The sequence below is a fragment of the Streptomyces sp. NPDC012508 genome (assembly GCF_042902595.1).
Classification (GTDB): domain Bacteria; phylum Actinomycetota; class Actinomycetes; order Streptomycetales; family Streptomycetaceae; genus Streptomyces.
Genome location: NZ_JBIBEO010000002.1, coordinates 371,037 through 392,894, shown reverse-complemented (window position 1 = coordinate 392,894; position 21,858 = coordinate 371,037). Strand labels below are relative to the sequence as shown.

At 71.1% G+C, this 21,858-nt stretch carries 18 protein-coding genes; 5 read left to right on the top strand and 13 right to left on the bottom strand.

Going from position 1 to position 21,858, the window contains the following annotated elements; all coding sequences use genetic code 11:
* Window positions 1-42: 42 nt before the first annotated feature.
* The 4 genes from ACFY8U_RS07800 (at window position 43) to ACFY8U_RS07785 (ending at window position 2,658) form a co-directional block, all read left to right on the top strand.
* Complete coding sequence (locus tag ACFY8U_RS07800) at window positions 43-300, top strand: hypothetical protein (protein WP_389567072.1); 258 nt, start codon at window positions 43-45, stop codon at window positions 298-300.
* A 61-nt stretch (window positions 301-361) separates the two neighbouring features.
* Window positions 362-871: a DinB family protein gene (locus ACFY8U_RS07795; RefSeq protein ID WP_389567069.1), complete on the top strand. Its 510-nt coding sequence runs from the start codon at window positions 362-364 to the stop codon at window positions 869-871.
* 64 nt (window positions 872-935) lie between these two features.
* Entirely contained in the window at window positions 936-2,339 is a 1,404-nt protein-coding gene (locus tag ACFY8U_RS07790; RefSeq protein WP_389567065.1) for an FAD-binding oxidoreductase, read from the top strand.
* A gap of 52 nt (window positions 2,340-2,391) precedes the next feature.
* A complete protein-coding gene (locus ACFY8U_RS07785; RefSeq protein ID WP_361445831.1) occupies window positions 2,392-2,658 on the top strand; it encodes a hypothetical protein in 267 nt (88 codons plus the stop codon).
* On the opposite strand, the gene ACFY8U_RS07780 is transcribed toward ACFY8U_RS07785, so the two are convergent.
* From ACFY8U_RS07780 to ACFY8U_RS07765, 4 genes are all read right to left on the bottom strand, one after another.
* Window positions 2,655-4,310 carry a hypothetical protein gene (locus ACFY8U_RS07780; protein ID WP_389567062.1) on the bottom strand — a complete coding sequence of 552 codons (1,656 nt, stop codon included), beginning with the start codon at window positions 4,308-4,310 and terminating at the stop codon, window positions 2,655-2,657. The genes ACFY8U_RS07785 and ACFY8U_RS07780 overlap by 4 nt on opposite strands.
* A 268-nt stretch (window positions 4,311-4,578) precedes the next feature.
* Window positions 4,579-4,791, bottom strand: coding sequence for a DUF4287 domain-containing protein (locus ACFY8U_RS07775; RefSeq protein WP_389567059.1), 213 nt, complete (start codon window positions 4,789-4,791; stop codon window positions 4,579-4,581).
* Between the two features lie 148 nt (window positions 4,792-4,939).
* Window positions 4,940-6,691, bottom strand: a complete 1,752-nt coding sequence (locus tag ACFY8U_RS07770; protein WP_389567056.1) for a glycoside hydrolase family 6 protein — start codon at window positions 6,689-6,691, stop codon at window positions 4,940-4,942.
* 15 nt (window positions 6,692-6,706) lie between these two features.
* Window positions 6,707-8,251, bottom strand: coding sequence for a cellulase family glycosylhydrolase (locus tag ACFY8U_RS07765; protein WP_389567053.1), 1,545 nt, complete (start codon window positions 8,249-8,251; stop codon window positions 6,707-6,709).
* 259 nt (window positions 8,252-8,510) lie between these two features.
* Here ACFY8U_RS07765 and ACFY8U_RS07760 point away from each other — a divergent pair, with 259 nt between their 5' ends.
* Entirely contained in the window at window positions 8,511-11,411 is a 2,901-nt protein-coding gene (locus ACFY8U_RS07760; protein ID WP_389567051.1) for a glycoside hydrolase family 48 protein, read from the top strand.
* Window positions 11,412-11,532: 121 nt separating this feature from the next.
* Here the strand turns inward: ACFY8U_RS07760 and ACFY8U_RS07755 are convergent, their stop codons facing one another.
* The 9 genes from ACFY8U_RS07755 to ACFY8U_RS07715 form a co-directional block, all read right to left on the bottom strand.
* The gene (locus ACFY8U_RS07755) at window positions 11,533-12,642 is read right to left on the bottom strand and encodes a pectinesterase family protein (protein ID WP_389567048.1); all 1,110 of its coding nucleotides are present in this window, start codon (window positions 12,640-12,642) and stop codon (window positions 11,533-11,535) included.
* Window positions 12,643-12,748: 106 nt separating this feature from the next.
* Window positions 12,749-14,101 (bottom strand): polysaccharide lyase family 1 protein, encoded by a 1,353-nt coding sequence (locus ACFY8U_RS07750; protein WP_389567046.1) that lies wholly within the window; start codon window positions 14,099-14,101, stop codon window positions 12,749-12,751.
* On the bottom strand, window positions 14,098-14,955 hold the full coding sequence (locus tag ACFY8U_RS07745; protein WP_389567043.1) for a rhamnogalacturonan acetylesterase: 858 nt from the start codon (window positions 14,953-14,955) through the stop codon (window positions 14,098-14,100). The genes ACFY8U_RS07750 and ACFY8U_RS07745 overlap by 4 nt, the downstream gene beginning before the upstream one ends.
* Window positions 14,934-16,274: an ABC transporter substrate-binding protein gene (locus ACFY8U_RS07740; RefSeq protein WP_389567042.1), complete on the bottom strand. Its 1,341-nt coding sequence runs from the start codon at window positions 16,272-16,274 to the stop codon at window positions 14,934-14,936. The genes ACFY8U_RS07745 and ACFY8U_RS07740 overlap by 22 nt, the downstream gene beginning before the upstream one ends.
* Entirely contained in the window at window positions 16,271-17,911 is a 1,641-nt protein-coding gene (locus ACFY8U_RS07735) for a family 43 glycosylhydrolase (RefSeq protein ID WP_389567039.1), read from the bottom strand. The genes ACFY8U_RS07740 and ACFY8U_RS07735 overlap by 4 nt, the downstream gene beginning before the upstream one ends.
* Window positions 17,908-18,747 (bottom strand): PmoA family protein, encoded by an 840-nt coding sequence (locus tag ACFY8U_RS07730; protein WP_389567036.1) that lies wholly within the window; start codon window positions 18,745-18,747, stop codon window positions 17,908-17,910. The genes ACFY8U_RS07735 and ACFY8U_RS07730 overlap by 4 nt, the downstream gene beginning before the upstream one ends.
* Entirely contained in the window at window positions 18,744-19,919 is a 1,176-nt protein-coding gene (locus ACFY8U_RS07725) for a Gfo/Idh/MocA family protein (protein ID WP_389567033.1), read from the bottom strand. Before ACFY8U_RS07725 ends, ACFY8U_RS07730 begins: the two co-directional genes overlap by 4 nt.
* Entirely contained in the window at window positions 19,916-20,845 is a 930-nt protein-coding gene (locus tag ACFY8U_RS07720) for a carbohydrate ABC transporter permease (RefSeq protein ID WP_389567030.1), read from the bottom strand. Before ACFY8U_RS07720 ends, ACFY8U_RS07725 begins: the two co-directional genes overlap by 4 nt.
* Window positions 20,842-21,798: a sugar ABC transporter permease gene (locus ACFY8U_RS07715; protein ID WP_361445801.1), complete on the bottom strand. Its 957-nt coding sequence runs from the start codon at window positions 21,796-21,798 to the stop codon at window positions 20,842-20,844. Before ACFY8U_RS07715 ends, ACFY8U_RS07720 begins: the two co-directional genes overlap by 4 nt.
* Window positions 21,799-21,858 lie beyond the last annotated feature (60 nt).

The following is a 21,858-nucleotide window of genomic DNA, read 5'->3' as shown; positions in this document are numbered from 1 at the left end:
GACCATGGGCGGAGAGAGGCAGGTGGCATGGACGGGTCCGTGATGACCGCGGTGACAGCCGCCGCGGCGCTGGTCTGCCGCGCCGCTGTGCTCGAGATGCGTACACCCGGCGCCGGCCGCCGCGCCTGGGCCTTCGCAACCGACCGGCGGGCGCTGGGCGCCGGGGCGGGCGCGGCGCTCGCGCTCGGAGCCGTCGGAGGGGCCACGGTCGGCGGCGCGGCGACGCTGGTGTGGGCGGGCCTGGCCGGGGTGCTCGTCGCCTCCGTGACGGCGGAGCGGCAGGGCCCACCCGGAGAGTGAACGCGCGGCCGGTCCGGGTAGGTTCGGGGCACGCGACGGATCTTGACGAGGAGCAGCACCCGTGACCACCGACCCGCGCATCTCGCCGCCCCACTTCGGCAGCGAACGAGAAACCCTCCGCGCCTTTCTCGACTACCAGCGCGCGACGCTCGCCATGAAGTGCGAGGGGCTCGACGACGAGCAGCTGAAGGACACGTCGATGCCGCCGTCCACGCTGTCGCTGCTCGGCCTCGTCCGGCACATGGCCGAGGTGGAACGCGCCTGGTTCCGCCGGGTCTTCGAGGACGGCGAGGCACCGATGGTCTGGTCGGACAAGATCGACTTCCAGGCCGCCTACGACGCGAGCCGGTCGACCCGCGCCGAAGCCTTCGCCGCCTGGGAGGCCGAGGTCGAGACCTCCCGGCGGATCGAGCGTGAGGCCGCCTCCCTGGAGCTGGCGGGACACCAGCCGCGCTGGGGCGAGAACGTGTCCCTGCGGATGGTGATGGTGCACGTCCTGCTCGAGTACGGCCGCCACAACGGGCACGCGGACTTCCTCCGCGAGGGCGTCGACGGAACCGTCGGCGCCTGAGCTGGCACCGGCTCTCGGCCGGTGGGAGCCTGGCAGGAGGGGCCCGATCGGCCGAGGAGCGACGATGGGCACAGCCCCCGCGGCGCGGATGGACGAGGCGGCATTCCAGGAGCTGGAGCTGTCCTTCTCCGGCAGGCTCGTCCGCCCCGGCGACCCCGCCTACAACGAGGCCCGGAGAATCTGGAACGGATCCATCAGCAAGTTCCCCGCCCTCATCGCGTACTGCACCGGAGTCGCCGACGTCGCCGCAGCGCTGGAGAGCGCGACGCGCAGTGGGCTGCCTGTCGCGGTACGGAGCGGGGGCCACAGCTTCCCCGGCCAGTCACTGGCCGACGGCGGCCTCGTCATCGACCTGTCGGCCATGAACGGCATCCGCGTCGATCCGGTGAACCGCACGGTCAGGGCCCAGGCAGGCGTCCTGCTCGGGGCGCTCGACCGCGAGACGCAGCACTTCGGGATGGCCGTGCCCGCGGGCATCGTGACGCACACCGGCCTCGCCGGGCTCACCCTCGGCGGTGGTATCGGCTGGCTGATGCGCAAGTACGGACTCACCGTCGACCAGCTGCTCTCCGCCGACATGGTCACCGCCGACGGCACCTTCCTCACGGCGAGCGAGAACCACGAGCCCGAACTCTTCTGGGGCCTGCGCGGCGCCGGCACCAACTTCGGCGTCGTCACCGAGTTCGAGTTCCGGCTCAACCCCGTGGGACCCACCGTGCTCGCCGGACCGATCCTCTGGCCCCTGGAAGAGGCGCCGCACGTGCTCGCCTTCTACCGCGAGTGGATCACCGACGTCCCCGACGAGCTGACCACCATCGTCGTCCACCGCAAGGCCCCGCCCCTCCCGGCGATCCCGCCCGAACTGCACGGCAGGCCCGTCATCGCGGTGATCAGCTGCTACGCCGGCGACATCGAAGCCGGCCGGCGGGTTCTCCGCCCGCTGCGGAGTTTCGGGACGCCGCTCCTCGACTTGTGCGCGCCCAAGCCGTTCCTCCAGCACCAGTCCATGTTCGACCCGTCGTTCCGCCCCGGCTGGTGGTACTACGTGCGCTCCTGCGACATCGAGCGGCTCGACGACGAGGTCATCGGCATCAGCGCGGCCCACGCCCTGCGGCTCAGGTCCCCGCTCTCGACGTGCAACATCTTCCACCTGGGTGGTGCGGTCGCCCGCGTGGGTGAGGACGAGACCGCGTGCAGCGGACGGGGCGTGGGCCACACGTTCAACATCAACGGCAACTGCTTCGACGCCGAGGGCTTCGACGACGAGCGGGCCTGGGCGCGTGCGTGGTGGTCCGCGCTGGAGCCGTACCACGCGGGCGTCTACGTCAACTTCCTCATGGACGAGGGAGCGGCCCGCGTCGAGCAGGCGTACGGGGCCGACAAGCTCCGGCGGCTGCGCGCCCTCAAACGCGAGTACGACCCGGGGAACGTCTTCCGCTCGAACCAGAACATCGCCCCGGCGGCCTGACCTGACGGTCGCGACCGGGCGAGTGTCAGTGCCGGGTGCGATGCTGCCGGGTATGGACGAGCTGATGAGAGGGCGTGTGTACGGCGCCGACCATGACGATCCCCACCCCGGCCCCAGACCCGGGCACGTCTACCGCGAACTGGTGGCGGGTCCCCTGGACGGACTCCTGCTCGACGTCACCGGATGGACCGCGCGACAGCTCGAGGAGGGGGCCGCCCTGGCCACGGAGATCGGCTCCTACGGCCCGGGCGGCCACGCCCGCTACGGGCCGCGCGAGGGCGACGCCGTGCACTGGGACTGGGAGGGCGACACCCGCTAGTCACGACCTTCGGGCCAGGGGAAGCCGAGCGCTTCCGCGTCCTCCCGGCTGCCGCCCCTGACCTGTGCGAACGTCTTCGGATCGGTCGTTTCCAGACGCGTCAGGGTGGCCGCCGCCCGGGCCTCCGGGGGTGTGCCGTCGTCGGGCAGACTCCAGAAGAACTGCAGCCACGGTCCGTCCACGTCCCGCTGTCCCTCCGCGAGGCCCGGCCAGAACGTGAAGGACACGACCGTGGTGTCCGGATCGTGGTAATCGGTTCCCACCCACCCGAACCGCGCGTCCCAGCGCGTCAGGAGGTCCGGCCTGTCGCGCAGGCCCGCGGCGAGGAGGCGGGCCGTGATACGGGCCGGCCACGCCCAGGAGTGGTCGTTCTCGGCGCGTGCGATCTCGGCGTCGTAGGCAGGGGCATCGAATCGGTACGCGGGCAGTTCTGGTTGTCCGCGTCGCCCGGACTGCGTGCGGCGCCAGTCCCGCCACACGACGTGGTCCCCGTCCCGCTGCACGGTGACGTACAGCGCCCCGCAGCAGCCCTCGGTGCAGTACGCCTCGGCGAGTTGGACCTCCCGTGGCTCGGCCGTCGCCCGCAGACGTCCACTGTCGAGCAGTTCCTCCGGAGCGTTTCCGGGTCCGAGACCGAACGCTGCCGGTACGACCGGCCGCCCGTCAACCAGCAAGCGGGTCTCGGCGACGTCCGGATCGGCGGGGTCGCGTACGGCGACCTCCACCCGGAGCCGGGGCGCGTCGGCCGTGGAGTGGCCGAAGGGCTGCCGTGCCGTGCGCCGGATCCAGTGGGCGCGGCGGCGCTCGGCGAGGTCGTCGGGCTCGTGGTCGGCGACGGCCGCCCACCCGGGTGAGTGCAGCAGGGACTCCAGGTCAGTCAGGAGGGCCTCGCGTCGGCCCGGCGGCCAGGGAAGCAGATGGCTGGGACCGCTGTGCAGATCGAGGGCGAGCGAGAGCAGGGTCGCGCAGTGGTCCAGAGTCGGGGGCAGCAGGGCGGCCCGAGCGACGACGGCCTCGTAGGCGGCGACGGCGTCGTCGTCGTACGAGAGGATCTCCGGGCGGTAGTCACGCTGGCTCGTCATCCGCGACAGCAGCCATCCTGCCTGGGCCAGAACGCCGACGTCGATCGGGTCCTCGCGCAGGACATCGGTGAGCCGTACGGCCTCCGCGATCCTGCGGGCGGTCTCCGGCCCCACGGTCCGCGGGCTTCTGGGAATCGTCGTGAGCCGGGCGCGGGCGGCACCGGCGTCACCGGCCGCGAGGGCGTCGACCACGGGGCGCAGTTCGCTGTCGTCGACATACACGGAGAGCCACACGAGGGCGGCCGCAGCGCGGTCGAGGGGAGAGAGTGCCTCCACGGCATAGCCCGTGAAGTCCCGGAGCAGGCCGAGCGTGCGGAGGTACGGGATGTCCTCAGGCTCGCCGAGCCGGGCCAGGAGACCGAGGCCGAGACACACGGCCACGCCGCTGGTGCCCACACGGGTCAGTCGGCGGCCGAGCGCCCGTGCGGCCGCCTCGTCCTCCAGGGGCAGATCGGCGAGGGCCCAGCGGATGTGATGGTCTCGTACGCCCAGCTCGTCCAGGCGGCGCTGCACCTCGTCGGCGGCGCGCACGGGGTCCGGGTCGGTCAGGAAGGGGGTGATGGCGTCCACGGCGGTCCGACGCGCATTCCGTCGGTCGAGTGGAGGGCGCGGCAGGGGCGGCCGGTCGGGGGAAGGGTAACCGCCTTCGGGGAGACGGCCGTCGGGCTCCGCGCGATACAGGCGCAGGGCGTAGTGGTACAGGGAGGGCCGAGGCGTGAGCGCGCCGCGCTCGTCCGGGGCGCTCACAGGGCGGAGTGAGACTCGATTCCGTAGGTCATGCGGGGGATCCTGCCAGGCCGGGCCGTTCGCACGCGAGTGAATTGACCGGGCCGCGGGATCACTTGCCGCTGTCCTCCGCGAGCGTGTGCGCGACGAGGGCGTTGGCGTGGCCGTGTCCGAGGCCGTGCTCGGTTTTCAGCCAGGAGACGAGCTCCATGTGCTTGGTCAGCGGCGACGACCGGATCAGCTCCTTCCACTCGGCGACCGGGCGGCCGTACTTCTTCTCGATCGAGGGGAAGTAGCTCGCGGGGCCCTTCACTGCGTCAGCCATGGCGTCCTGTTCCTGTCCTGTCGCTGCGGTGTGTTCTTGTACGTAAGACCGGACGGGCCCAGTGAAGTGATCGGTTGAGCCGTGTGACGTGAGTCATAGGAGGGAGTGGCGCCGGCCGGAGCTCCGCACTCCGGCCGGCGCCCGGGTGTCAGAGCGCCGGGTGGGCGTTCTTCAGCAGCTCCTGGAACTGGGCCGAGAACCACTTCCCGGACAGCGGCGCGTCCCCCAGCGCGCCCGACATGCTGTTGCCGTTACGGGCGTTGCCCGTGTACGTCGGGTCGCACATGCGGTCGAAGCCCTTGCCCTCGTCGTTCGGGATCTCCTTGCTCGCACCGTCCGACTCACCCGGCGGCTTCATCCAGACGTATGCGTCGATCCCGGCGGCCGGAGCCGCCTGCGGCCGCTCGCCGAGGCCCGCGCCGGACTGGTTGCACCAGTTCCCGAGGTGGATGCGCCGGTCGTAACGACCGCCGTCGACATAGGTGTCGACGTCCGTCAGTGCGCCGGGTCCGGACGGACGTGCCGTGCCGCCCCAGCCGTTGCGGGAGGTGTCGATCAGCATGCCGAGGTTGGTGTCGAAGCCGAGCGAGACGAGCTTGGCCCGCATCGCCTGGGCGTACGACAGCTCGTCGGTGTACCGGTTCCAGTCCACCCACTTCGACTGGCGCACCGACACCCCGTTGACGGAGTCGTCGATCCTGAAGTGGTTCTCCTTCAGCGCGCTGTAGTTGGCCGTGTTGACGATGAAGCCGTGCACCTTGGCGAGCGTTGAGCCCTCGGCCTGTGCGGCCGTCCTGAAGAGCTCGGCGGAGGCGCCGAAGTTGTCGTCCCAGCCGAGCCAGCCGTGGTGGCCCGCGTCCACGTAGTTGTAGACGTTGGCGATCGAACCCAGCTTGTTCAGCGCGTAGCCCACGCCCTTGACGTAGTTGCCGTTGGCCTTCATCACATCGCAGTTGGCGGTGGCCGTCGGGCGGCCCGACACGTTGGTCACCAGGTTCGGCAGCGAGTCGATCTCGACCGTCGTGACGATCCGCAGGCCCGCGTACTTCGGGTCGGCCAGGATCGCGGCGATGGGGTCGATGTACTGGGTCTTGTACCGGTCGATCTCGGTCGGGCCCAGTTCGCCGTTGGAGGCGAGCGCGGCGCAGTCCCGGCCCGGCAGGTTGTAGATCACCAGCTGGACGACGAGCTCGCCGCCGCCCTTCTGCGTCAGTGCCTCGTCGAGGTGGTCACGCAGCCCCATGCCGCCGTTCACGCCCGCGATGGCGGCCGCACGGTCCAGCCAGACACCGGTCGGCTGGTTCGAGACCTTGGTGCCGCCCGGCTCTGCCGCCGCCTTGGCCGCCCACTCAGGATTCACGTACACCTTGGCGCCGGCGTACGGGTTGTCGGCCTTGGAGCCGGCCGGCGGCGGCGTGGTCGGGGGAGTGGTCGGCGGGGTCGTCGGCGGCTGGGTGGCGCCGTTGCAGACGACTCCGTTGAGCGTGAAGGTCGCCGGGACGGCGTTCGTGCCGGTGTGGGAGCCGTTGAAACCGAAAGAGGTCGAACCACCCGTGGCCAGGCTGCCGTTGTACGAGAGGTTCCTGGCGCTCACGGCGGCGCCGGACTGGGTGAGCGTCGCGTTCCAGCCCTGGGTGACCTGCTGGCCGTTCGCGTAGGACCACTCCAGGGTCCAGGAGCTGAGCGGGTCACCGGTGTTGGTGACGATGACGTTCGCCCCGAAGCCGGTGTTCCACTGGTTCGTGACCTGGTAGTCGACCCGGCAGCCGGCCGCGGCTGCCCCGGCCGTGCTGCTCATGACGGTGGCGGTGGCGCCGGTGGCCGTGATCAGCCCGATCGCCGCCAGCAGGGCGGTGCGGCTCGTCGTGCCGCCGGCTGTACGGCTGAGGTTGCGGCTCATGTCGTGGTGTGCCTTTCAGTTCAGGGCGCGCAGATGATCGCGCAGCCCGGTGCCGAATGCGGTGGGTGTGCCGTCGTACGAGGTGATCAGGGCCGGCCCGGAGGAGCAGTTCCAGGTGTTCCAGGTCCAGCCGAGATACGAGAGCCCGCGGTCGTCGAACCACTTCATGACGCGGTCGATGAACGCGTGGCCGCAGGTGTTCTCGCCGATCTCGCCCGCGACGAGGGGAACCTGCGCGGCGACCGGGGCGAGCGTGCGGTCCCAGCACGTCTCGTCGGAGCAGGTGTTGAAGTTGTAGACGTGCCAGGCGGCGGCCAGATTGCCCGCCGGGTCGGTGGGACGGTGCGCGAGCCACTGGCTCAGATCGTTGGAGTACGCGACGCCCGGCACGAGTACGAGGTTGCGGGCGCCGGTCGCACGGACGGCGTCCAGGAGGTCCTGCATGCCGGCGACCTCGTAGCCGATGCCCGGGCAGATGCCACCGTCGCGCCAGCAGCTCCAGGCCTGAGCCGCGGTGGAGGTCGCCCGGTCGGGATAGGGCTCGTTGAAGAGGTCGAACACGACCCGGCGGTCGTTCTTGAAGGTGTCGGCGACCGAGGTCCAGAAGGCCGGCGTGTACCGGGCGTTCGGCATCGGCTTCTGGCAGGAGGCGTGGACGTCGGAACAGCCCGCCGAATGACCGGTGTACAGCCCGTGGGTCCAGTGCAGTTCGACGACCGGGGTCATGCCGTGCGCGAGCACGCGCTCGACGAGCCCCTTCACGGCGTCGATGTAGTGCGCGCCCCGGTACTCGGGCTTGATGTTCTCCAGGCCCAGCCAGCACTCCTCGTTGAGCGGGATGCGAACGGTGTTGGCCTCCCAGTCCGCGATGGCGCGGACGGACGCGTCGTCGACCGGGCCGTCGAAGATGCCATGGCCCTGGACGCACATGAACTCGCCCCCCGAGCGGTTGACGCCGAGCAGTCGGCGGGTCGCGCCGTTCTGGTCGGTGAGCCGGGTGCCGGCGACGCTCAGCTCGGGCGCGCCGGAGACGGGGTCGGGCGGGCCGGTGGGATCGGTGGGGGTGGGAGTCGGGGTCGGGGTCGGGGTGGGAGTCGGGGTTGGGGTGGGGGTGGGAGTGGGCGTCGGGGTCGGCCCCGGGGCGACGTTGCAGGGCGTCCCGTTGAGCGTGAAGGACGTGGGGGCGGTGTTGGCGCCCGACCAGGAGGCGATGAACCCGGCCGTGACGCCGGCGCCCGTGCCGAGGGCACCGTTCCAGCTCTCGTTGACGGCCGTGGCCGTCGCGCCGGACTGGGACCACCTGGCGCCCCAGCCCTGACCCACCTTCTGGCCGGCCGGGAAGTCGAAGCCGAGGCTCCAGCCGTTCAGCGGGGCACTGTTGTTGGTCACGGTGACGGAGCCCTGGAAGCCGTCGGTCCACTGGCCGACGACCCCGTACTTCACCGTGCAGAGAGGTGCGGCCACTGCTCCTGAGGCCGCACCGACGACGGCGAGAGCGGTGCTCGCCGTCGTGAGCGCCGCTCCCGCGAGCAGCGCCGACAGACGTGGGGGATGTCGCATGAGCGACTCCTTGCAGCGAGGGCACGTCCTCACGACGCGCCGACTGACGGAATCGCTCCCACTGGTGGAGCCAGACCGTAGCGTCAACTGGCGCCAAGCAAAAGAGGAGTTGACGAAGTCGTCCGACGGATGAGTTCGACTCTTCGGGCACCTTGACGCCTCTCCGTCGCTTCTGCATTGTGGGAGCGCTCCCACTGGTTCAGAGCTTGTGCCCATGCCTTCGCACGCCACCTCCCGAGCCGCGAGGAGAACCACTCGCATGCCACCAGGAAGATCACGCCGGCTGCTGACCGCGCTGGTCGCGGCGCTGTCCCTGCCCCTGGGCCTGACCGCCGTCAACGGCACCGCCGCCCACGCCGCGGCGGTGCGGTGCAGCGTCGACTACAGGACCAACGACTGGGGTTCGGGCTTCACCGCCGAGCTCACCCTCACCAACCGCGCCACCGCCCCGCTCGACGGCTGGACCCTGACCTACGCCTACAGCGGCGACCAGAAGCTCACCAACGGCTGGAGCGGCGCCTGGTCCCAGACGGGGAAGACCGTCACCGTCGCCCACGCGGACTGGAACAGGACGATCGCGGCCGGCGGAGCCGTCACGACCGGCGCCCAGTTCACGTACAGCGGCACCAACACCGCCCCGACCACCTTCGCCGTCAACGGCACCCCCTGTACCGGCGCCCACCAGCCACCCGTCGCCGTGCTCACCAGCCCCGCCCCCGGGGCCGTCTTCACCGCGGGTGACCCGGTCCCGCTCGCCGCCACGGCGGCCGCCGCCGACCAGGCCGCCATCGACAAGGTCGAGTTCTACAGCGACACCACCCTGCTCGGCACGGACACCACCGCCCCCTTCACCCTCGGTGCCACCGGCCTCGCCGCAGGCCCCCACTCGCTCTACGCCAAGGCGTACGACAGCCTCGGCTCCTCCGCCGAGTCGGCCCCGGTCGGGATCACCGTGGCCGCCGCACCCGCCCTCGTCGCCACCCCCGTCCAGTTCGGGGTACGCCAGGGCGCGACCGGCACCTTCGACCTGAAGCTCTCCACCCAGCCGTCGGCCGACGTCGCCGTGAGCGTCGCCCGCACCTCGGGCAACAGCAACCTCACGGCCACCCCAGGCAGCCTCACCTTCACCCCGGCGAACTGGAACACCGCCCAGAAGGTGACCGTCGCCGCGGCGGCCACCGGCACCGGCTCGGCCGTCTTCACCGCGACCGCCCCCGGCCACACCAGGACCGAGGTCACCGTCGCCCAGCTGGCCGCCGGCTCCACGTACGACGCCCGTTTCCTCGACCTCCACGGGAAGATCACCAACCCGGCCAACGGCTACTTCTCACCGGAGGGCGTCCCGTATCACGCCGTCGAGACGCTCATCGTCGAGGCCCCCGACCACGGGCACGAGACGACCTCGGAGGCGTACAGCTATCTGATCTGGCTCCAGGCGATGTACGGGAAGATCACCGGCGACTGGACGAGGTTCAACGGTGCGTGGGACACCATGGAGAAGTTCATGATCCCCACCCATGCCGACCAGCCCACGACCGGTACCTACAACGCTTCCAAGCCCGCCACCTACGCCCCCGAGCACGACCTGCCCTCGCAGTACCCCGCGCGGCTCGACTCCGGAGTCACCGCGGGCGCCGACCCGATCGCCGCCGAACTGAAGAGCGCCTACGGCACCGACGACATCTACGGCATGCACTGGCTCCAGGACGTCGACAACGTGTACGGCTACGGCAACGAGCCCGGGAAGTGCTCCGCCGGACCGACGGCGACCGGACCCTCGTACATCAACACCTTCCAGCGCGGCCCCCAGGAGTCCGTCTGGGAGACCGTCCCGCACCCCACCTGCGACACCTTCGCCTTCGGCGGCCGGAACGGCTACCTCGACCTCTTCACGGGGGACGCCTCCTACGCCAGGCAGTGGAAGTTCACCAACGCCCCCGACGCCGACGCCCGCGCAGTCCAGGCCGCCTACTGGGCCGACATCTGGGCCAAGGAGCAGGGCAAGGGCGCGCAGGTCACCGCGACCGTCGCCAAGGCTGCGAAGATGGGCGACTACCTGCGGTACGCCATGTTCGACAAGTACTTCAAGAAGTCCGGCAACTGCGTCGGACCGACGGCCTGTCCGACCGGCACGGGCAAGGACAGCGCCCACTACCTGATGTCCTGGTACTACGCCTGGGGCGGCGCCACCGACACCAGCGCGGGCTGGTCCTGGCGCATCGGCTCCAGCCACGCCCACGGCGGCTACCAGAACCCGCTCGCCGCCTACGCGCTCAGCGAGTACGCCCCGCTCAAGCCCAAGTCGCCGACGGGCGCGGCGGACTGGGCGACCAGCCTCGACCGGCAACTGGAGTTCTACCGCTGGCTCCAGTCCGACGAGGGCGCCATCGCCGGCGGAGCGACCAACAGCTGGCAGGGCCGCTACGCACAGCCCCCGGCCGGCACCCCCACCTTCCACGGCCTCTTCTACGACGAGAAGCCCGTCTACCACGACCCGGCGTCCAACCAGTGGTTCGGCTTCCAGGCCTGGTCCATGGAGCGGGTCGCCGAGTACTACCGGCAGACCGGCGACGCGGCCGCCAGGACCGTGCTCGACAAGTGGGTCGGCTGGGCGCTGTCGAAGACCACGATCAACCCCGACGGCACCTACCGCATCCCCTCCACCCTCCAGTGGTCCGGAGCCCCCGACACCTGGAACGCCGCGAACCCGGGCGCCAACGCGGGCCTCCATGTCACCGTCGCCGACTACACCGACGACGTGGGCGTGGCGGCCGCCTACGCCAAGACCCTGACCTACTACGCCGCCAAGTCCGGCCACGCCGAGGCGAAACGGGTGGCGAAGGCACTCCTCGACGGCATGTGGACCCACCACCAGGACCCGCTGGGCATCGCCGTCCCGGAGACCCGCGCCGACTACAACCGCTTCGACGACCCCGTACACGTGCCGAGCGGCTGGACCGGCACCATGCCGAACGCCGACCCGGTGAACTCCTCGTCCACCTTCGCCTCGATCCGCTCCTTCTACCAGGACGACCCGGCCTGGCCGAAGATCGAGGCCTACCTGGCGGGCGGCACCGCGCCCGTCTTCACGTACCACCGGTTCTGGGCCCAGGCGGACATCGCCCTGGCCATGGGCGCGTACGCGGAGCTGCTCGAATAGCAGCGCCCCGCGGGAGGCAGCTCCGCGTACGACGAGGCCGGACGGACCCATGACCAGGTCCGTCCGGCCATCGGCCCTCTGCCAGCCCCACACCGTCCGACCGAGCCGGGGTTCGTGGGGGTCAGGCGTGGATGGGGGCGGGCCGCCAGTCCTCGAGGTACGCACTCCGCGTCGCCGACGCGGCTTCGTCCGGGGTGAGTTGGGGACGGCTCCCGGGATCGGTGATCGCTGCCCCCGGCCCGGTGTTGCGGTACTCGGCGAAACGCTGGGCCTGCCAGGGGTGGGCGTCTCGCATGTTCGCGTACGGCGCCACGGCGTCGATCCCCGGGCCGAGCAGGCTCTCGCGGACGACGAGCGACGGCCGGGCCGTCGTGTCCGAGCTGGGCACCCAGGGGCGGGCCAGTTTGTAGTACCCGTCCGGAGCCTCGCTGGTCACCCGGCAACGGGCCGCGAGGAACCCGTACGGGTTGGCGCCGGCGGTCGACGGGGCGAAGACGAAGCCGTGCGGGGCGCTCGCCAGGTCGGGACGCAGCAGGGTACGGAGGTGGCACTGCTCGAAGACCGCGCGCGCCCGACCGAAGACGAAGTCGACGTCACCCTCGACGTAGCAGTGCGCGAAGTACTGGCGGGCGACGGCGGGCAGGGACGTCGAGTCGGCGTACAGCGTGTCCTGATGGCCGAGGAACCGGCAGTGGAAGAACGCGGACCGGTCGCCCTGCACCTTGAGCGCGACCGCCTGCGTGCCGGGGTTCCCGGGCAGGTCGGAGCGGAGGAAGTCGTTGGCGAAGGTGATCCACCGCGCGGTGAAGCCCGCCGCCTGGACGGTGGTGGTCGCCGAACCGGACGTGCCGTAGGTGGTGCCGTCCGGACGGGTCGCACCGGCCGCGTTGTCGTACACCACGACGACCTCGCGCGGATCCTCGCTCGCCCCGATCCATGTCATCTCCGTGCGTGCGGCGCTGACGGACACGGTCTCCCAGTACGTACCCGGGGCGACGACCAGCGTCCAGCCGGGCCCGCCGGCCGCGTCCACCGCGGCCTGGACCGTGGTGTGGTCGCCGAGGCCGCGGGGGTGGACGTACAGGGTGCGTGCGGTGAGCCGGGCGGCAGGCGACCCGTACCGGCCGAACGGGCGACGGGATCCGGCCGACGCCGTGGCCGGTGCCAGGCCGAGGGAGAGCGCCGCGCCGGCGCCCGCCGTGAGCAGGACACGGCGACTGAGCGGATGCATGACGAAGCTCCGTTCGCGGGTGCTGGGGAAGGTGGAAAAGCGAGCGGGGGAGGCCGGGGCGGCGCGGCCGGACGGGAGGCCGTGATGGGGGCCGCCCCGGCCTCGGTCAGCGGAGTCTGCCCGCGCCCGCGCGGTGGTCGACCAGGCCCGGAACGGCCCGCGGGTTGTCGACGCGGCCGCGCAGCGTGGGCGTCCAGCCCGCGCCGTCACGCAGGACCTCGCCCGGGAATTCGGCGTTGTGCACGGCGAGGAGATCGACGGGCCGGCCGTTGACGAGGTTGCCCACGGTCGTGACCGGGGCGTCCTTCCACTTCTTGAGGATCGCGCCCACGCCGACACCCGCCGGCACGCTGAACGCGTTCTTCTCGGCGACGAGCTGCGACTCCTGGCCGATGCCGAGGCTGTACGCGTAACCCGTGGCCGGCACCACGAAGTGGTTGTTGTACGCGTCGACCTGGCCGAAGCGGACCCGTGGCGCCCGCTCGATCACGTTCCTGAACAGGTTGTGGTGCAGCGTGACCCGCAGCCTGCCGCGGTCGGTGGCGCCCGCGCTGTCGCTGTTGCCGATCATCAGCGTCTTGTCGTGGTCCGCGAAGACGTTCCAGGAGGCGGTGACCAGGTCGGCGCCGCGCACGATGTCCAGCTCGCCGTCGTGCTGCTGGTACACCTCGCCGTAGTACCTCGGCAGCGAACTGTCCGGGTGGGCACCGTCGGTGAAGGTGTTGTGGTCGATCCAGACGTGCGTCGAGCCGTACACGACCATGCTGTCGTACTCGGAGTTCCAGGCGCCCGTCGCTCCGTCGGTGGGGTCCCACTGCGGGAAGCAGTCGAGCGGGCTCTCGACGGTCAGATTGCGGATCACGACGTTGTCGACGCCCTGGATCTGCACGCTCCCGCCGACGATTCCGGCGTTCCTGCCGACGCCGATGACGGTGGTGTTGGCGGGGACGTACGCCTTGATCGCCTCGCCCTGTGCCTTCGCGGACGCCGCCCGCAGGTCCTCCTGCGGGCCGCTGACGACGGTGTCGAGGCCCCAGACGGCCGGGTCGTAGTCGGCGAGGTACCGCGAGAAGTCGTAGCCGGGGGCCTCGAACGCCGAGCAGCCCGCGGCCGTCGCGTTGAGGGTCCCCTTGACCCTGACGATCCTCGGCTCGGTGCCCGGGACGGCGAGGGCCGCCCGGAACTCCTCCCAGGTGGTGACGGTGAAGACCCGGGAGGCGACGGCCGCCGCGCCGCCGCTCGTCCCCGTGCCCGCCGATCCCCATCCGTCGCCGGCGGGCAGTGTCCGTCGGGCCGGGTCGGAGGCGCCGTGGGCGGTGGCGCCGTGTGCAGTGGCGCCGTGGGCGGTGGCGCTGTGGGCAAGGGAGGCCTGCGCGGTGGCCGGCCCCATCAGGCCGCCGGTGATGGCCAGGACGAGCGCGGTCGCTCCCGTCAGGCTCAGATGTCTGCGTCCACTCATGGTCGGTTCTCCTCAGGATGGGGGTCGGCGTCGGGCCAGGTGATCCACCCGGCGGGGATCTCCGCGTCGAGACGGCGGGTGTCGCGCGGCGCGAGCACCCGTGTCCGCAGCAGTTCGGCCGCGACCAGCCGGGCCACGGCGATCGCGCCGGGCGGGTTGAAGTGGGTGTTGTCCTGCTCGGCCGGCGTCCAGTTGAAGTACGTCTTGGTCGTCTCGGGGCCGAGCTCCTGCCACAGCGCCAGGGACAATTCCTGGATGTCGAGCAGAGCGACACCTGCCTGCTGTGCCACCGCCCTCATGGCCGCCGGATACTCCCCGAGCGTCCGCAGGGCCGTGGCGTCGGCGTCGAACCTGCGCCGCTCGACGGAGGTGGCGAGGACGGGCACCGCCCCGCGCTCCCGGGCACCGGCGACGTACCGCCGCAGATTGTCCTGGTAGCTGCTCCAGGGCTCGGTGTAGCGGGTCGGATCGGTGACCTTCTGGTCGTTGTGGGCGAACTGGATCAGCAGCAGGTCCCCGGGCCGGATCACCTTCAGGATCGCGTCGAGCCGGCCCTCGTCGAGGAAACTCTTCGTGCTGCGCCCGTTGACTGCGTGGTTGGCGACCGCGACGCCCTGGTGCAGGAAGAAGGGGAGTGCCATGCCCCACCCGGTCTCCGGCGCGGCGTCGGCGTACTTCTGGGCGGCGGTGGAGTCACCTGCGATGTGGAGCGTGCGCATGCGGGGGTGTCCTCGGGGAACGCGGGGGGAGGCCGCCGCGGCGGGCGCCGCGGCCAGGGCGAGCGCGAGGCCCGCCCCGGCCGCGAGCGCGCGGCGGCGCGTGGGCGCGGACGTCACTTCTTCTGCGACTTCCATTCGGCCTGCGCCGTGTTGAGCTGCTCGGCCAGGCTGTCGAGGAACTCCTTGGCCGTGGACTTCCCGAGCAGCACCTTCTGGAAGGCGGGCTCGTTGTCGGCCTTGGAGATGGTGTTCCAGTCGGGCAGGTAGTACGGCAGCTGCACGATGGTCGCCTCGCCGCTGAAGAGCACCTCGGCGGCGAGCTTCGTCGGCTCCGCCTTCTGGATCCAGGGGTCCTCGGCCGCTTCGGTGTTGGCCGGGATCGCGCCGGCCGACTCGTTCCACTTGCTGTTGGACTCGTGCGAGGCCGCGAACTCGATGAACTTCCAGGCCGCCGCCTTGTTCTTGCTGGAGGAGAAGAGCCCGAGGCCGTCGACCGGGTTGGAGACCTGTACCCGGGTGCCGTCGTCCGTCGTCGGGTTGGGGATGCCGCGGAACTTCTCGGTGCCCAGCGCCTTCACATGGTCCTTGTAGGAGCCCAGGTTGTGGTTGAGCATGCCGATCTCGCCGCTGTCCCACTGGGCGACCATCTTGGTGAAGTCGTTGTTGACGTCGGCCGCCGGGGTGTTCTTCTTGAACAGGGCCGCGTACTTCTCCAGGGCCGCGACGTTCTTCGGGTCGTTGACGGTCGTCCTGTCGCCGTCCCAGAAGGTCTTGATGCCGCTCTGGCCGTACATCGCGTCGAGCGCCTGGGCGATCGAGCCGGCGCCGCCGCGGATGGTGTAGCCGAACTTGTTCTTGTCCTTCGCGGTCAGCTTGTCGGCCGCCGCGTAGAACTTCGACCAGGTGGTGGGCTCCTCCAGACCGGCCGCCCGGAAGAGGTCGGTGCGGTAGTAGAGCACGCCGTTGCTGGCGGAAGTAGGGACGGTGTAGAGCTTGTCCTGTCCGCCCGCCGACTTGACGCTGTCGACCATGCCGGCGTTGAGCTTGCCCTTCAGCGCGCTGGACTCGACCCGCGCGTCGAGCGGCTCCAGGGCGTTCTGGGCGGCGATCCCGGCGAGCATGGCGGCGCCGACACCGCCCACGTCCGGGAGGCCACCGCCCTGGATGGCGGTGTCGTACTTCGACTGCACCTCGGTCGAGGCGATGCCGACGTACGTCACCTTGATGTCGGGGTTGGCCTTCTCGAAGTCCTTGATGATCTCCTTCCACACGTCGGTGCGGACACCGCCGTTGTTGTCCCAGAAGGTGATCTCTCCCTTGCCCGAACCCTCGTTGCCCTTGTCGCCGGCGGCGCCGCTGCCGTCGTCGCCGCAGGCGGTGACGGTCAGCGCGAGGACGGTGGTGAGGGCGAGGGCACCGGCGGCTCTGCGCCGCCCGTTGCGGAAGATGGTCATCGTCGGCTCTCTTCTCTCGGGGGAATGTCGTTCGGGGCAATGACGTTCGGGGAAACGCTGTTCGGCGTGATGCCGTTCGGGGTGATGCGGTTCGGCGTGATGCAGTTCGGGGTGATGCGGAACCTGGTGAAGACGGCCGTACCGGCGGGGCCCGTGCCCGGCGGAGCGGCGGCGAACAGTCCGATCAGGGCGCCCACCCACCGCCAGGGGGTGGCCGCGAAGACCTGGCCGGATTCGGTGAGCCCGTCCCCCGTGTCGTGCGAGAACCGGCAACGGGCACCCTCGCCGATCTCGACCCTGAGCCGGGCGCGGCCGTTCGGGGCGGGCCGCGCGAACGCCGCGTCCCGCTCCCGCTCGGCCGAGACCGGCGCGAACCGGTGCACCAGCTGGACCGTTCCGTCCGCCTCGCGCCGGAGTCCGATCCAGCTGTACGCGTCGCCCAGGACCGTGAGCCCGGCCCGGGCGCCCGGCTCCTCGCTCTCCAGACGCAGGTCGACCTCGACCGCGCAGGTCCGGGCGGGCAGTCGCTGGGTGAGGATGTGCGGCAGCCGGCGCAGATCCTCCATCTCCTCCGTGCGGCCGCAGTTCAGCCACAGACCGTCGGCGGAGTGCCGGGTCGTCCAGCCCTCCCTCGGGTTGGCGGTCCACTGCCACTGCCGTCCGAAGCGGCCGCCCGGGAAGTCGTCGTCCGTGGCCGGCGCCGAGAGCGGCTGGCGCGGCAGCGCGGGCTTACGGTGGACGAGGACCGGGGAGCCCGCGTCGCCGAGGACCGGCCAGCCGTCGTCGCCCCAGCGCATGGGCTGGAGATGGACCACCCGGCCGTACGCGCCCCGCTCCTGGAAGTGCAGGAACCAGTCCTCGCCCCGCTGCGTGCGGACCCAGCCGCCCTGGTGCGGGCCGTTGACGTCCGTACCGCCCTGTTCCAGGAGCACCCGCTCCTCGTACGGGCCGAAGAAGCCCCGGGAGCGGAAGGCGCCCTGCCAGCCGGTGGCCACACCCCCGGCCGGGGCGAGGATCCAGAACCAGCCGTCGTGCCGGTACACCTTGGGACCTTCGAGCGTGAACCAGCCCGGGACACGGTCGGCGTCGACGATCGTCTTCCCGCCGTCGAGAAGTTCGGTGCCGTCGGCGCTCATCCGGTGACCGGTGAGCCGGTTGCTGACGCCCGAGCGGGACTTCGCCCAGGCGTGTACGAGATACGCCTCGCCGGTCTCCTCGTCCCACAGCGGACAGGGGTCGATCAGACCGCGGCCGGACTTCACCAGGTGCGGGGTGCTCCATCCCTGCCGTACGGAGGGGGAGTTGATCTGCCAGATCCCGTGGTCGGGGTCGCCCCAGAAGATCCAGAACCGGCCGTCGTGGTGGCGGAGGGACGGCGCCCACACACCACGGTCGTGCTGGGGCGAGGCGAAGGAGGCTTCCGGGGCCAGCCGCTCCAGGGCATGGCCGACGAGCGTCCAGTTGACCAGATCGCGGGAGTGCAGGATCGGCAGGCCGGGTGCCCGGCCGAAGCTGGAGGCGGTCAGGTAGTAGTCGTCGCCGACCCGCACGACGTCCGGATCGGACCAGTCCGCGGCCAGGACGGGATTGCGGTACGTCCCGTCCCCGAGGTCCCCGGTGGGTAGGGTCCCGTTCACGCGGTCACCGCCTTGCGCACCAGGGCCGCCGCGCCGTCTCGGTCGAGGCGCCCGTCGGCGACGACGGTGACCACGTGACGCACCACCGTCCCGCCGGGCGCGAGGACCAGGCGTTCCTCGGAGGCGAGGGAGGAGCCGACTCCCGGGTACTCGGCGGCGCGCACGAACCACGGGTCGCGCCGGGTGTCCTCGGTGGCCCCGGCGAAGACCAGGCTCCAGTTCCGGCCCGCGAGAGCGACCCAGTCGGCGCGGGCGCCGTGCACGGCCCGCTCGCCCTCCGCGTCCGCCCCGAAGACGTCCGGTGCGGCGCCCTCCAGGGGCGCCCTCCAGAAGAATCCGCCGTAGGCGGCACCGGGCCGGCCGTTCGTGGCCGGGCTGCCGAAGGACAGCTCCTCGCCGGAGGCGTTCGCCAGTGAGAAGGTGAGATCCAGAGCCCACGCCGTGTCGTCGAGCGGAGTGGCGGAGACCGTGCGGCGCTCACGGAGCAGGACGCGCCCCCCGGCGACCCAGCTCAGCTCCTCCACGAAGCCGTCCGGGTCCCGGAGCTCGAACCCCTCGTGCCGCTGCTCGCCGTGGTTGTCGAGGACGGTCGGTCCCTGGCCGCGGACGAAGGTACGCCCGCCCCAGAAGTTGAACCCGGCGACGTCGGGTACGGCGACCCCGGCACCCAGGTGGTGCGGATGGTCCGCGGGCAGCTGCTCGGTGACCGTGACGCCGCCGAGGGTCGAGACCGGGTGCAGATGGGGCCGCGGCGCATGGCCGGCCGGAAGCTCGGGCCGCAGGACGTAGCGGGCGACCGGGCGGCCAGCGCAGCGCAGGACCGTCGGGGCGTTCACCGGCAGACCGCCTTCCGGGGCGGCGGCGCCCAGGAGGCATCGAGTTCGGAGTAGAGGCTGAGGGTGTCGGCGCTCGCGGCGACCAGGCCGGCGATGCCGTGCACCACCCGGCGCGGCGCGCCCCCGCAGGACTCCGAGTGCCAGGCGTCCGCCGGGAGTTCCAGCGGGTCGGGAGCGAGCCGGACCGCCTCGACGACCCGCATGAACGCGCCGGTCGCCTCGGGCGGTACGAGCAGTTCGGTGCCGTCGGTGAGATGGCCGACCAGGTTCTCGAGCAGGTCGGTCCGCCCGTGGACGGACTCCTCCGGTCCGTGCCCGGCCCGCTGGAGGAGCACCCGGTCCTGCTTGTACCAGAAGGTGATCCGGCCCCGGGTCCCGTGCACGACGACGTACGGCTCCGAGGGCGTCTCGGCGCAGAGCGTCGCGGCCACGCTCACCCTGGTTCCCTGGGTGGTGAGAATCCGTACGCACGAGGTGTCGTCGGACTCGATCGCGTACGCCCGCAGCAGCTCCGTCTCGATGAACTCGACGTCCTCGGCGCGCGTGCTGCCGTCCAGGGCGAGCGCGGTCGCCACCGCGTGCGCCAGCGGATTGGTCAGGGCGCCGTCGACCACGTCGACACCGTCGATCCGCCGCCGCCCGGCCCAGGGAGCACGCCGGAAGTACGCCTCGTCGCGGATCCAGGCCCCGGCCCCGCCGACGCCGAGGAGTTCGCCGATCGCGCCGTCCCCGATCAGCCGCCGGATCATGGGTACGGCATGGGAGCCGAGCGACTGGAAGCCGATCTGGCAGGCCACCCTGGCCGCGGCGACCCCGTCGGCCATCCGCCGGAACTCGGCGTACGACGGAGCCGGGGGCTTCTCCAGCAGCAGATGCGCCCCATGCCGGGCGGCGGTCAGAGCCAGGTCGGTGTGGGTCTGGATCGGGGTGCAGACGACCGCGATCCGGGCGCCCGTCGAGGCCAGCAGCGCGCCGAAGTCGTCGGACTGCTCGGGCGTACCGAATCCGTCCAGCTCCTCGGAGTCCAGCGGTCGCAGCTCGCAGACGCCGGCGAGCCGTACCAGGCCGAGGCGTTCGAGCCGCCGGATGTTGACCAGATGGGAGCGGCCGTGGCCCCGGGCGCCGGCCAGGACGACCGGGAAGGGTTCGCGGGCGGAGGTCATGGTGGTCATCCCTTCACCGCCCCCGCGCTGAAGCCGGTGACCAGCCACTTCTGGATGAACGCGAACACGATCACCACGGGAAGAGCCGCGATCACACCGCCCGCGGCGAGCGCGCCGAGGTCCACACTGTCGGCGCCCATCAGCGTGTTGAGGCCGACCGGGATCGTCTGCTTCTCCTGGCTGCTGAGGAACATCAGCGCGAACAGGAAGTGGTTCCAGGAGTGGACGAAGGCGAACGAGCCGACCGCCACCAGACCCGGGCGGAGCAGCGGCAGCACCACGATCCGGAAGGCGCTGAACCGGCTGCACCCGTCGACCCAGGCCGCCTCCTCCAGGGAGTACGGCACGTTCCTGATGAACCCGCTGATCAGGATCATCGACAGCGGCAGCTGGAAGACGGTCTCCGCGAGGATGACGCTGCCCAGCGAGTTGATCATGCTCAGATTGGCGAAGATCTGGAACAGCGGGACGAGCAGCAGCGCGCCGGGCACGAACTGGGAGCAGAGCAGGGCCAGCATGAAGCCCTTCTTGATCCGGAAGTCGAACCGGGCCAGGGCGTAGCCGCCGGCGAGCGCGACGACCGTGGTCAGCACCAGCGTCGCCAGCCCGATGAGGAGGCTGTTCTGGAAGAACACGGCGAAGCTGCGCTCGTTCCACACCTTCTCGAAGTGCGCGGTGGTCATCGGCCACGGCAGGAGCGAGGTGGAGCCCGCCGGGCGGACCGCGAAGAGCAGGATCCAGTAGAAGGGGATGAGGGTGAAGAGCAGATAGATGCCGAGCGGCACGTAGATCTGCCAGCGCGGGGCCTCGTCCCAGGCGCGCCGCCGCTTGCGGCGCAGGACCGGAGGCGTACGGGTCGGGGGTGCGGCGGCCGTGGCGTCGGCCTCGACGTCCGGCGCCGCCGGTGCCGTGGAGGTGGCGTCCTGGGCAATCACTTGCTCTCGCCTCCGAACTTGCTCAGGCGCAGATAGACCATCGAGCAGAAGAGAAGGATCACGAACGCCACCGTCGTCAGGGCGGAGGCGTAACCGAAGTTGTGGGCGTCGACGCTGGTGTTGGCGATGTAGAGGGGCAGCGTGGTCGTCTCGCCCGCGGGACCGCCGCCCGTCAGGGTGTAGAGCAGGTCGACGTTGTTGAACTCCCACACGGCGCGCAGCAGCGTGGAGAGGATGATCGCGTCCTTCAGGTGCGGCAGCGTGATGTGGACGAACTGCCGTATCCGGCCCGCCCCGTCGACCTCGGCCGCCTCGTACAGATCCTTCGGCACGGACTGCAGGTCGGCGAGGATGAGGATCGCGAAGAACGGAACCCCGCGCCACAGATCGGCGACGACCACGGCGGAGAAGACCGTCGAGGTGTCGGAGAGCCAGGACGTGCCGTACTCGCCGATGCCCATGTCCGCGAGATAACGGGTGATGCCCGTCTGCGAGTTGTAGAGCAGCACCCAGATCGCCGAGGTCAGCACCCCGGACACGGCCCAGGGGGAGAAGACCAGCGCCCGGCCGAGCGCCCGGCCGACGAAGGTCTGGTTGACGATCAGGGCCAGCGCGAGTCCGAAGAGCAGCTGCAGCGTCACCTCGACGGCGACCCACTTCAGGCTGAAGCTCAGCGTGCCCCAGAAGTGCGGGTCCTCGGTGAAGATCCGGGTGAAGTTGTCGAAGCCGGCGAAACCGTTCCGCCAGGGCTTCGTCGGGTTGAAGTGCTGCAGGCTGTAGTAGAAGACGCTGAGCACGGGGTAGGCGATGAAGCCCAGCATCAGCAGCGCCGCCGGGGCGATCAGCAGATACGGCAGACGGCGTGGTGCCACTCCCGTACGGCGGCGGGGGCGAGCGGGTGCCGGGGGTGTTTTCGCGGGTGCCTTGGGCGGTGGGGTCACGGCTGTGGCCATGACGGCGGCTCCGTTCTCGGGCGCGAAGCGCTTCGCAGACGGTGTTCGAGATACCGAACA

Excerpts from the sequence above, each read along its gene's own strand:
- ACFY8U_RS07775 (WP_389567059.1), bottom strand. The coding sequence starts at position 4,791 with ATGGCTGACGCAGTGAAGGGCCCCGCGAGCTACTTCCCCTCGATCGAG.
- ACFY8U_RS07750 (WP_389567046.1), bottom strand. The coding sequence starts at position 14,101 with ATGAGTGGACGCAGACATCTGAGCCTGACGGGAGCGACCGCGCTCGTC.
- ACFY8U_RS07760 (WP_389567051.1), top strand. The coding sequence starts at position 8,511 with ATGCCACCAGGAAGATCACGCCGGCTGCTGACCGCGCTGGTCGCGGCG.
- ACFY8U_RS07770 (WP_389567056.1), bottom strand. The coding sequence starts at position 6,691 with ATGAGCCGCAACCTCAGCCGTACAGCCGGCGGCACGACGAGCCGCACC.
- ACFY8U_RS07765 (WP_389567053.1), bottom strand. The coding sequence starts at position 8,251 with ATGCGACATCCCCCACGTCTGTCGGCGCTGCTCGCGGGAGCGGCGCTC.
- ACFY8U_RS07745 (WP_389567043.1), bottom strand. The coding sequence starts at position 14,955 with ATGGAAGTCGCAGAAGAAGTGACGTCCGCGCCCACGCGCCGCCGCGCG.
- ACFY8U_RS07715 (WP_361445801.1), bottom strand. The coding sequence starts at position 21,798 with ATGGCCACAGCCGTGACCCCACCGCCCAAGGCACCCGCGAAAACACCC.
- ACFY8U_RS07785 (WP_361445831.1), top strand. The coding sequence starts at position 2,392 with ATGGACGAGCTGATGAGAGGGCGTGTGTACGGCGCCGACCATGACGAT.
- ACFY8U_RS07725 (WP_389567033.1), bottom strand. The coding sequence starts at position 19,919 with ATGACCACCATGACCTCCGCCCGCGAACCCTTCCCGGTCGTCCTGGCC.
- ACFY8U_RS07755 (WP_389567048.1), bottom strand. The coding sequence starts at position 12,642 with ATGCATCCGCTCAGTCGCCGTGTCCTGCTCACGGCGGGCGCCGGCGCG.
- ACFY8U_RS07790 (WP_389567065.1), top strand. The coding sequence starts at position 936 with ATGGGCACAGCCCCCGCGGCGCGGATGGACGAGGCGGCATTCCAGGAG.
- ACFY8U_RS07800 (WP_389567072.1), top strand. The coding sequence starts at position 43 with ATGACCGCGGTGACAGCCGCCGCGGCGCTGGTCTGCCGCGCCGCTGTG.
- ACFY8U_RS07740 (WP_389567042.1), bottom strand. The coding sequence starts at position 16,274 with ATGACCATCTTCCGCAACGGGCGGCGCAGAGCCGCCGGTGCCCTCGCC.